This is a genomic window from Mailhella sp. (assembly GCF_057866825.1).
Map to the genome: position 1 here is coordinate 1 of NZ_DBMAHT010000045.1, position 16,740 is coordinate 16,740.

At 59.6% G+C, this 16,740-nt stretch carries 11 protein-coding genes and 5 tRNA genes; 7 read left to right on the plus strand and 9 right to left on the minus strand.

The genetic code is table 11. The annotated features are described in order from the left end of the window. From ACZM96_RS05970 to ACZM96_RS05990, 5 genes are all read right to left on the minus strand, one after another. Window positions 1-739 (minus strand): GTP-binding protein (locus ACZM96_RS05970; protein ID WP_489487917.1); only part of this gene is annotated, 739 nt, incomplete at its 3' end. A gap of 151 nt (window positions 740-890) precedes the next feature. Beyond that, window positions 891-966: transfer RNA gene (locus ACZM96_RS05975), tRNA-Gly, on the minus strand. A gap of 60 nt (window positions 967-1,026) precedes the next feature. Then, window positions 1,027-1,112, minus strand: a tRNA-Tyr gene (locus ACZM96_RS05980). A 124-nt stretch (window positions 1,113-1,236) separates the two neighbouring features. Next, window positions 1,237-1,312 (minus strand) — tRNA-Thr (locus tag ACZM96_RS05985). 212 nt (window positions 1,313-1,524) lie between these two features. Then, entirely contained in the window at window positions 1,525-4,155 is a 2,631-nt protein-coding gene (locus tag ACZM96_RS05990) for an autotransporter outer membrane beta-barrel domain-containing protein (RefSeq protein WP_489487918.1), read from the minus strand. Window positions 4,156-4,820: 665 nt separating this feature from the next. On the opposite strand from ACZM96_RS05990, the gene ACZM96_RS05995 reads away from it, so the two are divergent. Next, on the plus strand, window positions 4,821-5,204 hold the full coding sequence (locus tag ACZM96_RS05995) for an Hsp20/alpha crystallin family protein (protein ID WP_489487919.1): 384 nt from the start codon (window positions 4,821-4,823) through the stop codon (window positions 5,202-5,204). 335 nt (window positions 5,205-5,539) lie between these two features. Here the strand turns inward: ACZM96_RS05995 and ACZM96_RS06000 are convergent, their stop codons facing one another. Further along, window positions 5,540-6,556 (minus strand): hypothetical protein, encoded by a 1,017-nt coding sequence (locus tag ACZM96_RS06000; RefSeq protein ID WP_489487920.1) that lies wholly within the window; start codon window positions 6,554-6,556, stop codon window positions 5,540-5,542. A 187-nt stretch (window positions 6,557-6,743) separates the two neighbouring features. Then, window positions 6,744-6,820: transfer RNA gene (locus tag ACZM96_RS06005), tRNA-Met, on the minus strand. 165 nt (window positions 6,821-6,985) lie between these two features. On the opposite strand from ACZM96_RS06005, the gene ACZM96_RS06010 reads away from it, so the two are divergent. Both ACZM96_RS06010 and ACZM96_RS06015 read left to right on the plus strand, forming a co-directional pair. After that, a complete protein-coding gene (locus ACZM96_RS06010) occupies window positions 6,986-7,489 on the plus strand; it encodes a transposase (RefSeq protein ID WP_489487921.1) in 504 nt (167 codons plus the stop codon). Between the two features lie 83 nt (window positions 7,490-7,572). Continuing rightward, window positions 7,573-8,892: an OmpP1/FadL family transporter gene (locus tag ACZM96_RS06015; RefSeq protein ID WP_489487922.1), complete on the plus strand. Its 1,320-nt coding sequence runs from the start codon at window positions 7,573-7,575 to the stop codon at window positions 8,890-8,892. Between the two features lie 253 nt (window positions 8,893-9,145). Here the strand turns inward: ACZM96_RS06015 and ACZM96_RS06020 are convergent, their stop codons facing one another. Together ACZM96_RS06020 and ACZM96_RS06025 are read right to left on the minus strand one after the other, a co-directional pair. Beyond that, complete coding sequence (locus ACZM96_RS06020) at window positions 9,146-9,886, minus strand: hypothetical protein (RefSeq protein ID WP_489487923.1); 741 nt, start codon at window positions 9,884-9,886, stop codon at window positions 9,146-9,148. A 183-nt stretch (window positions 9,887-10,069) separates the two neighbouring features. Next, window positions 10,070-10,156 (minus strand) — tRNA-Leu (locus ACZM96_RS06025). A gap of 430 nt (window positions 10,157-10,586) precedes the next feature. Here ACZM96_RS06025 and ACZM96_RS06030 point away from each other — a divergent pair. The 4 genes from ACZM96_RS06030 to ACZM96_RS06045 all read left to right on the plus strand — a co-directional run bounded on the left by ACZM96_RS06030 (window position 10,587) and on the right by ACZM96_RS06045 (window position 16,720). Continuing rightward, a complete protein-coding gene (locus ACZM96_RS06030) occupies window positions 10,587-11,405 on the plus strand; it encodes a hemolysin family protein (protein WP_489487924.1) in 819 nt (272 codons plus the stop codon). Between the two features lie 369 nt (window positions 11,406-11,774). After that, the gene (carB, locus tag ACZM96_RS06035) at window positions 11,775-15,032 is read left to right on the plus strand and encodes a carbamoyl-phosphate synthase large subunit (RefSeq protein WP_489487925.1); all 3,258 of its coding nucleotides are present in this window, start codon (window positions 11,775-11,777) and stop codon (window positions 15,030-15,032) included. Beyond that, entirely contained in the window at window positions 15,029-16,168 is a 1,140-nt protein-coding gene (gene carA / locus ACZM96_RS06040) for a glutamine-hydrolyzing carbamoyl-phosphate synthase small subunit (protein WP_489487926.1), read from the plus strand. Before carB ends, carA begins: the two co-directional genes overlap by 4 nt. 168 nt (window positions 16,169-16,336) lie before the next feature. Further along, on the plus strand, window positions 16,337-16,720 hold the full coding sequence (locus tag ACZM96_RS06045; protein WP_489487927.1) for a hypothetical protein: 384 nt from the start codon (window positions 16,337-16,339) through the stop codon (window positions 16,718-16,720). The last annotated feature ends 20 nt before the right edge of the window (window positions 16,721-16,740 follow it).

A 16,740-nucleotide genomic window follows, 5' to 3' on the forward strand; every position in this document is an offset into this window, starting at 1 on the left:
GCCCTTCCTTATGCCTATCGAAGACGTGTTCTCCATCACGACCGGTCACCACGGTGCCACGGCCGGAGATGGAGAACACGTCTTCGATAGGCATAAGGAAGGGCTTATCGGTTTCGCGAACGGGATCGGGAATGTAGGTGTCGCAAGCGTCGAGCAGATCGAGGATGCACTTGGCGTCAGGAGCCTGCCAGTCGTCGCAGTTCAGAGCGTTCAGAGCGGAACCGCGGATAACCGGCACGTCGTCGCCCGGGAAGCCGTTGGCGCTCAGAAGTTCGCGCATTTCCATTTCGACGAGGTCCAGCAGTTCGGGATCGTCGACCTGGTCGCACTTGTTCATGAACACGATGATGTAGGGCACGCCGACCTGACGGGCGAGCAGAATGTGCTCACGGGTCTGGGGCATGGGACCGTCGGTAGCGGCGACCACGATGATGGCACCGTCCATCTGAGCGGCACCGGTGATCATGTTCTTGATGTAGTCGGCGTGGCCGGGGCAGTCAACGTGAGCGTAGTGACGCTTGTCGGTCTCGTACTCAACGTGAGCGGTAGAAATGGTGATGCCGCGTTCCTTTTCTTCGGGGGCCTTGTCGATGTCATCGTAAGCGATGAACTTGCCCTGGCCCTTGAGGCCGGCGATCTTGGTGATGGCGGCAGTCAGAGTGGTCTTGCCATGGTCGATGTGACCGATGGTGCCAATGTTGACATGCGGCTTAGAGCGATCAAATTTTTCCTTGCCCATGATGGTCTCCCTAAATGGTTACTTGCAGTTGTGGTGCCCTGTTTGAGCAGCGGACGCCGTCCTGCCCTCTTAAAATCAGAGAGCAGCCCTAAAACACGGACTCATGACGCGCCAGAGAAAAAGGGGGAGCAACAAGAAACAAAGTGGCAGGTGGAGCGGGAAACGAGATTCGAACTCGCAACCCTCAGCTTGGAAGGCTGATGCTCTAGCCGTTGAGCTATTCCCGCCTATGTGCCGTAGTCCCCTGACAGCGCGCACTGCCTCCTACAGCTATACCAGCGTAAAGCTGGTGGTGGGGGGTGGATTCGAACCACCGAAGTCTTACGACGACAGATTTACAGTCTGTTCCCTTTGGCCGCTCGGGAACCCCACCACGCTATACAAAAACGCTTTCGCGTTCTTGCCGCAACCGGAAGAAGGAGCGTGACCTTCACCGGCCACCCGAATCGGATGATTCGGGAAATATGGAGTTCATCCTCTTTCGTCACTCCAAAATATGGAGCTGGCGATGGGAATCGAACCCGCAACCTGCTGATTACAAATCAGCTGCTCTGCCAGTTGAGCTACGCCAGCAGCAGGTATGGGAACTTATCTCGAAACATTCTTCTTGGCAAGAAGAATTTTGTTCTTTCGGTCGTTCCCCGCAAACAGCAAAAGACTTGTACCCAAGAGCCGCAGCTTTGTAAAGTCTTTTCTCACGCCTTTTTCAAAAAATTTTCTCCGCAGGGCGTTCTTCGTCGCGCCGGAGCGGAAAATACCGCTCCGGCCGACAGCCATTTCTCCGCTCAGAAGCGGTAGAGCACGCTCAGGTGCCCGCCCAGGCTCTCCCGCTCGCCCGTGCTTCCCACAAGCGCAAGATCCAGCGTCAGAGGCCGGGACGACGGTTCCACCGCGAGCCCCAGTTCAAACACGCCGCTGTCGCCCTCAAGCGAAGCGTCGGGAATGGAAAAATCCCGGGCCACGGCGCGGGCCGTGCCGCTGTATTCATGCTCCCAGGCCGCGCCGACATAGGGAGTCATGTTCTCAAACGCCGTCAGATCGAGGCGCACGCCAAGGCGCAGACGCCGGGAATCCACGTCGTCAAAATTCACGATTTCCCCGTTCATGTCCGCACGATCGCTGCCCTGATGCGTCCAGAAGAACTTTCCGTAGGTGTCCACCTTCACGACGTCGGCCAGTGACAGCACATGCCCCACGCCCACATGAGCACCATAATACGGCATGGAAAGCTCGTATTCTGCCGGGCGATCCATGTTGTCCCGGAGATCTCCGCTGTGCCAGTCCGTCTCCACGTTGCCGAAACGAGCCGCACCTTCCGCATACAGACCGGCCAGCGGTCCGGACGTCAGGTCGTAGCGGGCCAGCAGGCCCACACCCGTGTAGCGACTGTCGCCCTGACCGTTGACGTCTCCTGAAACAAAACCGTTGAACGTGTCCAGATGCGCCCTGCCGAATTCAAAAAATCCCCCCAGCAGCGCGCGACCGCTTCCAGACCGGAAGCTTCCCGTCAGACCGGTCATTCCGGAAAAGCCTTCCGTATCCGCCCGGGAACCCGTGTGATGCCGCGCCGTGCCGCCGTGCACGGCGGCAAAAGGATGCCACTCTTCATCTTCTTCACTGTCCGCCGCCTCGCGGGCATGACGCATGCCCGTGTCCGCCGCAAGATCGCCGCCCTGATTGAGCAGTCCTGCCGTGGCGGCCCGGGCTTCCGTAAGCGCCGCAATGCGGGGATTCATGCGCATTTCCTCCAGACGAAGCTGCACCGCCGTCCCCGTGTTCTCAAGCACGCCGTCAAAATAGGTGGCATAGCCCTGCAGAAGACTCACCAGTCTCCCGGCAGACGCCTGCCCCACGGCTCCGCTGGCATCGCTGATAAGCATGAACGTGTTGCCCAGATAGGCACGCCCGCCGGTAATGATGTCGGGCAGCTGCGCCGTCACCGTGGAGCCAACAAAATCGCCTTCCTGCGCACCGGTGACGGTAAGCATGGGCACATCCACGGGCGCTCCCGGAGTCGGAAGCACAAAATGCAGATTTTCAAAGCCTGTCACCCGTGCCGCACGGCCCTGCCAGCTGTCCACAAAAAGCGTGTTGCCGCTTCCGGCCGAGGCCACGGGAGCGCCGCCAATCCAGCCGCCGTAGAGCGAAGTATCCGCGGCAAGTGTCGCGCCCGTTCCTATAATAATGGAATTGTGCGTCGCCGTGCTTCCCGCACCCGCTTCGCCGCCGTAAATGCTGCCGCCCACCGAAGCGTTGCGCACCAGCACCGTGTTGTAGCTCGCCGAAGAATCTTCCGCCTCCGCCAGACCGCCGATCACGTCGCCGTCCACCCGTCCGCCGTCTGCCACGGCCACGATGTTGGAATCCGCGCGGCTGCCCGGCGTGGAACCCGTCACCGCGCCGCCGACCGCGTCGCCCGCCACCGTCGCGCCCGAGCCTATGACCACGCGGTTGCCGACAAGCGAGGTCGGAACACTGCTTTCCGGCGCAAACGCGCCGCTCACGTTGCCCGCCACGGAAGCGTTGAACACGCTCACCGTGTTGCCCGAAGCCTCGGCCGAGCCGGAATCGCTCTGCACCGACGCGCCCACCACCGTGGACGAGCCCTCGCCCCCGGTAATCGTGACGGTATTGCCTTCGGCCAAAGCCTTTCCCTTGTAGCTGTGGACTTCACCGCCCACGACGTTGCCGAACAGTCCCCCATTTATGGAAACGACGTTGTTTCTCGCCGTTGCGTCGCCCTGCGCCACGGCGTAGCCGCCGTACATCAGAGAGGCGGCCCCGCCGTTGAGACTCAGCGTATTGCCCTCGGCCAGCGATGCGCCTCGAGCGGAACTTTCCGCGTAAGCATAGCCGCCCACAACCCAATCAAGCGCAGCGCTGCCCCCGACGTTCACGTGATTGTCCAGCGCCTCCACGAAGCCGCTGCCGCCGGACATTCTCGCATAACCGCCGAACACCTGCACCCACGGCCCGAACCGAAGCGAGCCTTCCAGCGTCACGCTGTTGCCGTCCGCCATCACGTCGCTGGTGTAGCTTCGGGCATAGCCGCCGTAAATGTTGTCGTTGAAGCCGGACAGGCCGCCGCTGACCGTCACGCGGTTGTTCATGGCCTCGGCCGAGCCGTTACGGCTCAGGGCCGAACCTCCGTACAGATCCATGGACACCGCTCCGCCGGAAACGGTTACCAGACCGCCGTTCGCCACGGCGTCGCCGCCTTGGGAACGAGTGCCGTACACGGAGGCGTAGGAGTCGCCGGAAGCGACGGAAGCGCTGCCGCTGCCCGTCAGATCCGCCGCCCGGGCCGACGTGCCCGCAAGCAGCACAAGCAGGAAAAGAACTGCGGATGCCAGTCGGGACGCCGTACACGATTTTCTGATGAACTCTGCAAAAATTCCCCGTCCGTGCGATGTCATGATCTCCCCCTTATGTCTAACAAACAGTGCCGGACATTGCCGTCTGCCCACGACTATGAGAAAAAACTGAAACCGCTGCCATGATTTATGCACGTTCCGTTCATGCGCTTTCCCGCGCATGTTTCATGCAACATGCCGAACCACTTCAGCGAACGCATGAACTCTTCCAGACGGGCTCTGCCGGGCCGCGGCATTTCTTACGCCAAAGGCGTCTGCCGAACCTCTGCCGCTCTCCATTCCTCCGATTCTGCGCACATTTTCAGAGCGCCGGGGAGCCCCACAAAAAAATTTTCTCAGCGCAGCAAGCAGGGGCATGCCCTGACATCCGCGCCATCTCTCGCTTTTCAGGCGAATCATGAACCGTTCATAGCAAAATTCCATCAGCAGAGCAAAAAAAATTTTCTCTTCGGCGTTGACACCTGGAAAATCGTTCCTATTGTAAGGGTATGTTTTTCAGGGACGCATTCCCAAGGAAGGCGTTCATGAGAAACAGAATCAATCATCTTCCCGCAAGATGAAGAATGTATCTCCATCCGGGAATAAAAGAACGCGGAACGCTTTTCCGCCGTTGATGCATTGATTCTATTTATGGCTGGAGGTTTTTTATTATGCTGCCTAGTATTTTTGGTGAAAGACTTTTTGATGAATTTTTCGGCGATCCTTTTATGCCTGCCTTTAATCGTCATGATCCTGTGTTCGGCAAGAACGCGAGAAACCTCATGAAGACCGATGTGCGGGAAACGGAAAACGCCTACGAGCTCGATATTGATCTGCCCGGCTTCAAGAAGGACGAAGTGAAAATTGAACTGGACGGCGGTTACCTCACCATCAGTGCGGCCAAGGGGCTGGACAAGGATGAGGAAAACAAGAAGGGACAGTATCTGCGCCGCGAACGCTACACCGGCGAATGCAGCCGCAGCTTCTACGTCGGCGAAGCCCTTGAGCCCAAGGACGTTTCCGCTACCTTTGAAGACGGCATTCTGAAGCTCTCCTTCCCGAAGGCTCCGGAAAAGAAGGAACCCGAAAAGAAGACCATCGCCATTGCCTGACACTCTGACTGATACCCTGACGCCCGTTTTCCTCCTCTGAAAACGGCTTCCTCCGTCAGATATGCGCAAGGCCCCGACAGAAGAAATTCTGTCGGGGCCTTTTGCGTTTAATCGCTGCCGCATCCGGCGGCTTCCGTTTTTTCAGCGCCCTGCCGGCGCTCCGTTCCGCGCTCTGCGGAATTTCAAACAACAGTCTCCGGCCCATCGCCGTTTTTCGTTCCGCGCCCGGCGCTCGTTCAGCTGTCGGCGTTTCCGCGCTGCGCGTCCGCCTTTGCCGCAAACGCGCCGCTTCTTCCGCGCCGACGCAACGCTGCGCCCTGCCGGGCAGAGCGCCGTCATTCCTTCGACGCGGCCTCCTCCTTTTTGCCTTCGCCGATGCGCTTCACGTCAGCCGCGGCGGAATACACAAGCCGCTTCGCCTCCGGCGAGGATTCCATGAAATTCTTTGTCAGCAGATAAAGCATCTTATAAAGCAGGAAAAACATAAAAAGAGGAATGACGATAGTCGTCAGCACAAAAATACAGAACACATGAAAAAGTCTGTCCGTGGCGTTGTCGGCGTAGTTCAGAATTTCGCCGGCCTTGGCCTGAAGACTTTCAATGTTGATGCTGTGCAGCGCGTTCTTCACCGTATTTAAGATGGATTCAAGCTTTTCCATCGTACCGGAGAACCATCCGCTGTCGGCATCCTCGTCAACCACGCCGGGCATGTCGGTCTCCACCTCGTCCATGCCGTTGATGGCTCCGGCGGAAGAATCCACCTCGTGCATCTGTTCCGCGTAAATCTCCCCCAGATACGCCTGTTCCACATAGCTGCCGACCAGCGCGGTGACGGGGAAAAACAGCCAGCAGATCAGCGCCGTATTGGCAAGGAACACGGCCGCCGAAAGACTCCACGCGAAACGCCTTCCCGAAAGGCAGTAGAGCAGCGCAAGCCCCACGGCAAGGGGAAGCATGAGTTTGAAGCTGACCCAGGAAATCATGCCTACCAGCAATTTTTCCACCAGCATCAGGCCCATGACGGAAAAAAGCGCCGTGCTGACACGTTCGATGGCGTCGTTCACGGCGGCCAGCATTTCGCCGGGGGCCACGCTCATGCCCAGGCCAAACGGCGTTATGGACACCTCAATACGCTGTAACGTGGAAACCGTCTTGTCGATGACCTTGGTCAGCACATAGGCCTTGGCGGCCTTGCTCAGCGTTTCTTCGCAGTACTCTTCCGAAATTTTTTCCGCGGTGCCGATGATCGGCAGCCGGGCATTGACGCCGTTGCCCATGTGTACGGGCAGCGCAAGCAGCGCCGCCAGAAGTACGGCAAGCCCCAGCGCGAGCAGAGCTTTTCTGTTCTGCATGAATGGATCCTCCTGTTCCCTTTGGTGTCGCCCGGCCGCAGCAAAGACAAGCGTCGCCCGAACGCCCCGGACCACCATAAAACGACAGCCGCACGGCCTCAACCGTTGCCGGACAGGAGAACAGGAAAAGAAGAAAAACTTAAACGAAAAACCCCTTACGGCATGCACCGTAAGGGGTTGTATTCTCTGGTTGCGGGGAAAGGATTTGAACCAATGACCTTCGGGTTATGAGCCCGACGAGCTACCAAGCTGCTCCACCCCGCGTCGTGTTCGCTATATATAGACCGGAGCCCGCAGGCTGTCAACAGTTTTTTTTCGAGAATTTTAAAATTTTTTTAATTATTTTTATCCGTAAATAAGCAATGGCTGACTTCCGGCTTCTTTTATGCTAAACTTTTCACCATCTCATCCATATTACAGGCTAACGCTATGAAATTCTGGGAAATATCCGATTCCTTCTGGGAAGTTGTCAAACCGCTCATTCCGGAAACCGTCCGTGATCCGGAAAAGGTTTATCAGCGCATCGCCGGCGGCGGACGCAAGCCGCTCGACTATCGCAAAGTCTTTTCGGCCATCGTCTATGTGCTGAAAACCGGCACCCAGTGGAAGTCCCTTCCCAAGGAGTTCTACGGCAGCCCCAGCTCCATTCACGCCTACTTTAAAAAGTGGGAAGCGCAGGGACTGTTCAGCGAACTCTGGAAGAAAGGCCTTGCAGAATTTGAAGAAATGAAGGGCATTGCCTGGGAATGGACCCTCGACACCACCCGCAGCGCCAAAGCCGCCGCCGGAGGCTCCGCCAAGCTCGAAGACGGCTCCGACGCCCCCGAAGAATGCCGCATCTGGAGACCGGTCATCAGCCGCAGAAGCAGGGAACGCGCCAAGGCTCTCTGCGACAAGGCCACCGCATTATTTACGGATACATTCAAATCTTGATTTAAACTATCAACACGTCCTATCGTTTACCGCATGGCTCAGGTCAGCCTGTCTTTTTTCTCAGCGGCAGCAGGAGTTATGCGATGAACCGTTTCTTCCCCGGCGCTCGTCTTTGCGGAGCGCTCCTTGTTTCTCTCACCCTTCTCTTCCCCGCATCTCATGCGCAGGCGGAAGGGTTCGCCATCATGGAAAACAGCGCCCGCGGCATGGCGCTCGCCGGCGGCCTTATCGCCCGCGGCGGCGATCCTTCCACGCTCGCCTACAACCCTGCGGCCATGACGCTCCTCGACGGCACGCAGATGCAGGCCAACCTCGCCGTTTCCCAGTTCTACTGGGGCGTGGACACCAGAACCCCCTCGGGGCAGGATACCGGAAACTACCACAGCGCCCATCAGACCTGGCCCATTCCCTCCTTCTACATCACTCACCAGATCAACGACAATGTCTGGTTCGGTCTGGCTTCCTACACCCGCTTCGGCCTCGGCGTAAAGTATCCCAACGAATGGCCCGGCGGCGCCAACCTCCAGAGTGTGCAGCTCATCACCAATTCGCTCAATCCCAGCATCGCCTACAAGTTCAACGATCATCTCTCCCTCGCCGTGGGCGTGGAAATGATGACCGCTTCCATGCAGATGCGCAAAAATCTCAATCAGAACCAGCTGCTCCAGCAGGTTCCGCCAATGTTCGGCGAGCCCGGCGACCTCAACCTGAACGGTCACGGCGTTTCCTTCGGCGGCAACGTGGCCCTGCATCTGAGACTCAACGATCAGTGGTCCATGGGCCTCACCTATCGCGCGCCCATGAGCCTCAAGGTCAGCGGCAAGACACGCTACGACAATCAGCTCGGCAAAACGCCTCTCGGCGCACTCTCTTCCGACATTCTCAGGATCCAGAACTCCCGTCTGCGCGGAACCCTGCATCTGCCCGATTCCATCGGCTTCGGCGTGGCCTACAAGCCCACGGAAAATCTGAGCTTTGAAGCCGACGCCGTCTATACGCTCTGGAGCCGCTTCCGCGACTTCAACATCCATATGAAGGACCCGGTCAACTACGACCAGAACTCCGACAGACACTGGAGAAACAGCTGGACCCTCGGCATTTCCGGCGAATACAAGCCCGTGGACTGGATGGCCCTGCGCCTCGGCTTCATGTATGAAACCTCGCCCATGAACCTCGGCAACGCCGACTACATGGTGCCCTCCAACGGCCGCAACTACTACACCGCCGGCGTGGGCTTCTTCTACAAGAACTGGACCCTCGACCTCGCGTACATGTACATCCACAACCACGTGCTCGACTACTCGGATTCCGCGAGACTCCATCCTCTCAGCGGCGTCGTGGCCGGTCGCACCACCCATCCCCATGCGCACAACTTCGGCATCGGCATAGGCTACAAGTTCTAATTCGCCGCTGCATCATCAGCACGCGCTTTCCCTGAAAAACGTGCGCCTCATAAACGACAACCCCGGAGAACCATCGTTTCTCCGGGGTTGCTGCTGTTAAATTCAATGGCTGCGGGTGCGACGCCCGCCCTTCTCTCTCGGCGTGAGGCCCGGCGCATGCGAAACACGCGCCTCATACCGGAAAATGCACTCCCGTGCAGGAAGAGCAAGCACTCCGCGCTCTTCTCCGCGCCGGACGCGCTTTTTCTCGCGTCTAGGCCTGGTCGGCCAGCTTTTCGGCAAAAGCCTTGAGCTTTTCGCCGTCGTAGAAGTTGACCATGCGCAGCGGCACGGTGGCCACTTCTCCGATTTCCCCCTCATCCTTTATTTCCAGAAAAAGCAGCACCACGTCCCACGGCGCAAAAAAGCGCGAACCGTCGGGCATGTTCAGCCCTTCGCGCGCCAGTGCAAAGCAGAACGCCGAAAACTTTTCCGCGCCCGTGCGGTACAGGCCCGAAATCATGGCGCAGCGGCCGTCGTATTCCGCATATTTGTCCGCAAAGGAGCGGTACAGCTCTTCCATCTGCTCGTCCGTGTACGGCGGCTTCAGCTCCATGAGCGAATCGCAGTACGGCTGGCAGTAGTCCCGCGCGCAGAACATGTCCGTCCACGGCTCGTTTCCCGTGGGGGAAGAATTCTGCACGAACTTCTCTTCCGCCATGCCGATGAAGGGCCGATAACTGTCCTCCTTGTCAAAAAGACGCTCGGGAAAGGCCTTTATCTCATAGCCGTCCCCTTCCTCACGCAGAAAAAGCCGCACCCGCTGCCCCGGCTTGAACGCGTCTTCCACGCCGTCCAGAGCCACGGCCTGCGCCATGAGCGGATACCGGCCCCACAGACTGCGCTGCAAAGGCCCGAGCAGGGAGTACGGCCCCACCGATCCATAATATGCGGTAATCTCCTGCACGGAGAATTCTTCGCCTTCCTTTACGTTTTCCCATCCGTTGAACGCCATATCCGCTCCCTGAATTCCATGTTTTCGGTTTTTGCCCTTAAACGCGTTCTACAGAAATTTTCCCGGCGAGAAAAGAGCGTGATCGAGCCGCGCGCAACGCGCCGCAGCGCAGGCCAGACGTTTTCTCTTTCACCCGCCCCAAACAAAAAAAAGCACCTGCGTTTTGCAAGTGCTTGAAATACCTGGTACCGGAAGTGGGACTTGAACCCACAAGGCATTGCTGCCGGCGGATTTTGAGTCCGCTGCGTTTACCAATTCCACCATTCCGGCCCAGCTGCTTCTATATAGATTTCAGGGCGTGAGGTCAACCTTTCCGCAAACGAGCCCCTTTTCAAGCGCCGAACCCGCCGCGCCGCGCCCCTCCGCGCTTGCCTTTTTACCCCGAACAAGCTACGCTCCATGCAAAATACGGATCTCACATGAACGACACCTGCCAAACCACAACGCACAGCGGCGACAGCCTGTTCTCCGACATGGAGGATTCCGGCTGCCAGTCTGCCGACGTTCCTCTTGCGGGGAACGCAGAGGCAGGAAGCGTCATGTCGTTCCGGCCGCACGCCTTTTGCGGCGGCTCTCTCCATTTTTCCGTCAATCCGCCCCGTGTGGGGGCCCTTGTTGAGCCGGAGCCGATGATTGTCGGCGCCTGCCGCTGCGGCATGGTCAATTTTCCGGCCTGAACCCTTTTGGAAGGAGTATCGTCTTGGACGGCGAATCCCACAGTACCGTGTGGTCGAAACTTGGTGCTTTCTTTTCCGGCAAGTCTTCGGAAGATCATCTGGAACAGGCTATCCGCGAAGCGCGCGAAGACGGCGAGCTCAAGGCGGAAGAAGGTTCCATGCTGCTTTCCATCCTTTCTCTGGACGAGCTGCAGGTGCAGGATATCATGACTCCCCGCACCGACATCGACTGTCTGCCCTCCGGAACCACCATTCGCGACGCGGCAGGCGCCATCGTGGAAACCGGTCACTCCCGCCTGCCCATCTATAAGGAAACCCGCGACAACATCATCGGCATCGTTCACGCCAAGGACATGTTGAGCTCCCTCATGCAGGCCGATCTTCAGACCTCGCCCGTGGACAGCATCATGAGTCAGCCCTTTTTCGTGCCCGAGACCAAGATCGCCAGCGAGCTTCTTCAGGAATTCCGCAGCCGCAAGAATCATCTCGCCATCGTGGTGGACGAGTACGGCGGCACGTCGGGACTGGCCACCATCGAGGATCTGCTGGAAGTGATCGTGGGCGACATCGAGGACGAGCATGACGCGCCCAAGGAAGAGGACATCCGGCCCATCGGCGAAGGAAAATACGAACTTTCCGGACGCGCCTACCTGGAGGAACTCGAAGAGCTCGGCATCCATCTGGAATCCGACGAAGTGGACACCATCGGCGGCTACCTCAGCCTCGACGCGGGACACGTGCCCCAGAAGGACGAGGAATTCCGCATAGGCGGGTGGCTGTTCACCATTGCCGACGCGGACGCAAAGCAGATTCACACCGTCATAGCGACGCGCGAGGAATAACGCCTTTTCAGGGCCATGGGCACACGCTCATGGCCCTTGTTGTGTGCCCCGCGCCGCGCTTTGCCCCATGCTTCTTTGCAAAAGGCCGCGCCTGTGCTGCGCGCTCTTTCGCCGTGCATGCGAAACGGACGAAAAACGCCGGGCGACCGGCGCTGCGTTTTCTTTCCGCAGCGCAGAAAAAGAACGCGCATGGAATCCTTCCGTTTTCCGCACCGTTCAACGCATCCTGCGCGCCGTTTCCGCGGCGTTCTGCAGAGCCGCCGCGCCAAAGCAACGTTCTCTTTCCGCCCGAAGGCCCGGCGCAACGCTTGATTATCTCGGGGCAACGTGTAATCATACGCAAGTTTAAACCTACTTTAGGAGCGGAATATGCCTAAGCGTACAGACCTTAAGCGCATTATGGTCATAGGTTCGGGCCCCATTGTCATCGGCCAGGCCTGTGAATTCGACTATTCCGGTACCCAGGCCGTAAAGGCCCTCAAGGAAGAAGGGTACGAAGTCATCCTTGTCAATTCCAACCCGGCTACCATCATGACCGATCCCGGTCTTGCCGACCGGACCTATATTGAACCCATCGAACCCGAAACCGTGGCCGCCATCGTCCGCAAGGAAAGGCCCGACGCCATTCTGCCCACCCTCGGCGGTCAGACCGGCCTGAACACCGCCCTCGCTCTTGAAAAGATGGGCGTGCTCAAGGAATGCGGCGTCGAACTCATCGGTGCCAACGCCAAGGTCATCGAAAAGGCTGAAAGCCGCGAGCTGTTCCGCGCCGCCATGGAAAACATCGGCATCAAGGTGCCCCGCAGCGAAATCGCCCGCAACATGGAAGACGTGCGCCGCATCGCCGCGGAAATGCCCTTCCCGCTCATCATCCGCCCCGCCTTCACGCTGGGCGGCTCCGGCGGCGGCGTGGCCTACAACCAGGAAGATCTGGAAGAAATCGCCGCCGGCGGCCTCGACGCCTCCCTCACCAGCGAAGTGCTCATCGAGCAGTCCGTGCTCGGCTGGAAGGAAATCGAAATGGAAGTCATGCGCGACCGCAAGGACAACTGCGTGATCGTGTGCTCCATCGAAAACCTCGATCCCATGGGCGTTCACACCGGCGACTCCATCACCGTGGCTCCGGTGCAGACCCTCACCGACGTGGAATACCAGAAGATCCGCGACGCCTCCATCGCCATCATGCGCGAAATCGGCGTGGAAACCGGCGGTTCCAACGTGCAGTTCGGTCTGAATCCCGAAAACGGCGAGCTCGTGGTCATCGAAATGAACCCCCGCGTGTCCCGCTCCTCCGCTCTGGCGTCCAAGGCCACGGGCTTCCCCATCGCCAAAATCGCCGCCAAGCTCGCCATCGGCTACACGCTCGACGAAATTCCCAACGACATCACCCGCGAGACCATGGCCAGCTTCGAGCCCGCCATCGACTACTGCGTGGTCAAGATTCCCCGCTTCACCTTTGAAAAATTCGCCGGCGCCAAGGACGAACTCACCACCTCCATGAAGAGCGTGGGCGAAACCATGGCCATCGGCCGCACCTTCAAGGAAGCGCTGCAGAAGGGTCTCCGCTCCCTGGAAGTCGGCGCGCCCGGCCTCGGCAGCCACTTCCGCGATCCGCTCCCCTCCATGGACGAAATCATGGCCAAGCTGCGCACGCCCAATTCCAAGCGCATCTTCGCCCTGCGTCACGCCATCCTCGCGGGCATGAGCGTGGAGGAAATCCACGCCGTCACCGCCATCGACCTGTGGTTCCTGCGCCAGATACGCGACATCGTGAAGATGGAAGGCGAGCTTCGCGACTTCGCCCTCGGCAACTCCATGACGCCGGACAATCCCGAGCTCGTGCGCCTTCTGCGCCGCGCCAAGGAATTCGGCTTCTCCGACAAGCAGCTCGCCGAAATGTGGAAGCGCCCCGAAAGCGACGTGGCCGCCCTGCGCAAGGCCACGAACACCGAACCCGTGTACTACCTCGTGGACACCTGCGCCGCGGAATTCGAGGCCTACACCCCCTATTTCTATTCCACCTACGAAACCGGCCGCGAACTGGAAGTTCACGATCGCAAGAAGGTCATCATTCTCGGCGGCGGCCCCAACCGCATCGGTCAGGGCATCGAGTTCGACTACTGCTGCTGCCACGCGTCCTTCGCCCTGCGCGACGAGGGCGTGGAAGCCATCATGGTGAACTCCAACCCCGAAACCGTGTCCACCGACTACGACACTTCCGACCGCCTGTACTTCGAGCCGCTCACCTTTGAAGACGTGATGCACATCGTGAAGACCGAGCAGCCCGACGGCGTCATCGTGCAGTTCGGCGGTCAGACCCCGCTGAACCTCGCCGTGCCGCTGCAGCGCGCGGGCGTGCCCATTCTCGGCACCAGCCCCGACGCCATCGACCGCGCCGAAGACCGCGAACGCTTCCAGGCCCTCATTCAGAAGCTGCATCTGCTCCAGCCTCAGAACGGCACCTGCATCTCCCTCGACGTGGCCAAGGAAGAGGCCGCCCGCATCGGCTACCCCATCATCGTGCGCCCGAGCTACGTGCTCGGCGGCCGCGCCATGATGGTCTGCTACGGCCCCGACGACCTCGACGACTACTTCCGCAACGTGGTGGGCACGGATACTCCCGAGCATCCCATCCTCATCGACCAGTTCCTTGAAAACGCCATCGAAATGGACGTGGACGCCCTCGCCGACGGCAAGGACGTGTACGTGGCGGGCATCATGGAACACATCGAAGCCGCGGGCATCCATTCCGGCGACTCGGCCTGCTCCCTGCCGCCCTACTCCCTGCCCGACAGCATCGTTGAGGAAATCAGCCGCCAGACCATCGCCCTCGCCAAGGAACTGCGCGTGGTCGGCCTCATGAACATCCAGTTCGCCATCAAGGACAACAAGATCTACATTCTGGAAGTGAACCCCCGCGCCTCCCGCACCGCGCCCTTTGTGTCCAAGGCCACGGGCGTGCCGCTGCCGCGCCTCGCCACCCAGATCATGCTCGGCAAGACGCTCAAGGAACTCGATCTCTGGTCCATGCGCAAGACCGGCTACGTCTGCGTGAAGGAAGCCGTGTTCCCCTTCAAGCGCTTCCCCGGCGTGGACATCCTGCTCGGACCTGAAATGCGTTCCACCGGCGAAGTCATGGGCGTGGCCCGCACCTTCGACGAAGCCTTCCTCAAGAGCCAGCTCGGCGCAGGTCAGACCCTGCCCTCGTCCGGCAAGGTGTTCATTTCCGTGAACGACCGCGACAAGGAATTCGTGGTGCCCATTGCGAAGTCCTACGCCGACCTCGGCTTCGAACTGCTCGCCACCCGCGGCACCGCCACCCTTCTCAACGACGCCGGTCTCAAGGTGCAGCCCGTGCTCAAGGTGCATGAAGGCCGTCCGAACATCGTGGACATGATCAAAAACGGCGAAGTCGCCATGGTCATCAACACGGCGTCCGGCAAGCGCACCAATCACGATTCCCGCGCCATCCGGCAGACCACGCTGCACTACGGCGTGCCCTTTACCACCACGATTTCCGGCGCCCGCGCCATTGCCCGCGCCATCCAGCATCAGCAGAACGAGGCCCTTCACGTGGAATGCCTCCAGGACTACTATGCCGGATCGCCCAAAGGAGAACGCGCATGAAAGCTCTGCTCGCCCTCGAAGACGGCTTCGTCCTTGAAGGGGAATCCTTCACCGGTCCCATCGAACTGACCGGCGGCGAAGTCATTTTCAATACCGCCATGGCCGGCTATCAGGAACTGCTCACCGACCCCTCCTACGCGGGGCAGATGGTGTGCCTCACCTATCCGCTCATCGGCAACTACGGCATCAATCCCGACGACATGGAATCCGAAAAGGTTCACATGTCGGCGCTCATCGTCAAGGAATGCTGCAAGGAACCTTCCAACTGGCGCGCCACGGAAAGTCTGCCCGACTTTCTCATCCGCGAGGGCGTGCCCGGCATTGAAGGCATCGACACCCGCGCCCTCACCCTGCACCTTCGCAAGAACGGCGCCATGCGCGGCTGCATTTCCACCAGCATTCTCGACCCTGAAGAACTCGTGAAGAAGGCGCAGGAGCTGCCTTCCATGGAAGGTCAGAACCTCGTCACCCGCGTGGCTCCCGACAAGCCCTACCGCTGGGACGAGGCGGCCGGACGCCCCGCGCCCGTCGCCCTGAACGCCGACGGCTCCTACGACTGGCCCGCCGGCAAGGCGCTGCACATCGTGGTCTATGACTTCGGCATCAAGTGGAACATCCTGCGCCTGCTCAGCAAACAGGACATGGAACTTCTCGTGGTTCCGCCGTCCTTCACCTGCGAACAGGTCAAGGCTGTGAACCCCGACGGCGTGTTCCTCTCCAACGGCCCCGGCGACCCCGCCACCCTCAAGCCGGAAATTGCCGAGATCGCCAAGATGGCGGAAATCTTCCCCATCGGCGCCATCTGCCTCGGCCATCAGCTTCTCGGCCACGCCCTCGGCGGCACCACCACCAAGCTGAAGTTCGGCCATCACGGCGTGAACCATCCGGTCAAGAACCTGCTCACCGGACGCATTGAAATCTCGTCCCAGAACCACGGTTTCTGCGTGATTCCGCCCGAAGGCGTGGAAAAGGTGTACGTGAACCTCAACGACGGCACGCTGGAAGGCTTCCGCCATCCCACGAAGCCCATCATGACCGTGCAGCATCATCCCGAAGCCGCCGCCGGTCCCACCGACAGCCGCACCTTCTTCGCCGACTACAAGGACATGGTGATGAAGGCCAAGGCCGGAAAGTAATCCCTGCGCATTCCGGATCGAAAACCCTTCTTCTGGAATGACCCGCGCACGAAAAGGGGGAGAAAGAACACGCCGTTCTTTCTCCCCTTTGTGCATTAATTTCCCCATGCCCGGCAAAAGTCCGCCCGCCTCTCCTTTTATCCGCCTCCGGCAACGAGGTCAGATGGCATGAAAACAGCCGACAAACAGCTCCTGCTGACGGAAATTCTGCTGCTTATCGGCGCAGCCGTCAGCTCGCTCATGCTCGCCTCATCCCTCCAGCTCTTCACCTTGTACTTCTTCCCCTACTTCATCAGCGCGCTCATGGCCAGAAAACGCCCTCAGGGCCGCGTCTGGTGGAAGCAGGCAGGAAAAGTGCTGCTCTTCTCCTCCGTCATTCTCATCATCGAGCTGTTCGGACTGGTCCAGGTCTGGCATGACCCCGACGAGGGAGCCTACCTGACCGACCGCGAACTTGCGGGCGTTATTCTGCTGCTCTGGGCCGTGCATGCGCCCGTGCTCATCGGCAGCGTGTCCTATGTGGTGAGCCGCCTCATTCCTGACAAGTCATAAGCGCCCGGCGGCTGCGCCCG

Excerpts from the sequence above, each read along its gene's own strand:
- ACZM96_RS05990 (WP_489487918.1), bottom strand. The coding sequence starts at position 4,155 with ATGACATCGCACGGACGGGGAATTTTTGCAGAGTTCATCAGAAAATCG.
- ACZM96_RS05995 (WP_489487919.1), top strand. The coding sequence starts at position 4,821 with ATGCCTGCCTTTAATCGTCATGATCCTGTGTTCGGCAAGAACGCGAGA.
- ACZM96_RS06000 (WP_489487920.1), bottom strand. The coding sequence starts at position 6,556 with ATGCAGAACAGAAAAGCTCTGCTCGCGCTGGGGCTTGCCGTACTTCTG.
- ACZM96_RS06010 (WP_489487921.1), top strand. The coding sequence starts at position 6,986 with ATGAAATTCTGGGAAATATCCGATTCCTTCTGGGAAGTTGTCAAACCG.
- ACZM96_RS06015 (WP_489487922.1), top strand. The coding sequence starts at position 7,573 with ATGAACCGTTTCTTCCCCGGCGCTCGTCTTTGCGGAGCGCTCCTTGTT.
- ACZM96_RS06020 (WP_489487923.1), bottom strand. The coding sequence starts at position 9,886 with ATGGCGTTCAACGGATGGGAAAACGTAAAGGAAGGCGAAGAATTCTCC.
- carB (WP_489487925.1), top strand. The coding sequence starts at position 11,775 with ATGCCTAAGCGTACAGACCTTAAGCGCATTATGGTCATAGGTTCGGGC.
- carA (WP_489487926.1), top strand. The coding sequence starts at position 15,029 with ATGAAAGCTCTGCTCGCCCTCGAAGACGGCTTCGTCCTTGAAGGGGAA.
- ACZM96_RS06045 (WP_489487927.1), top strand. The coding sequence starts at position 16,337 with ATGAAAACAGCCGACAAACAGCTCCTGCTGACGGAAATTCTGCTGCTT.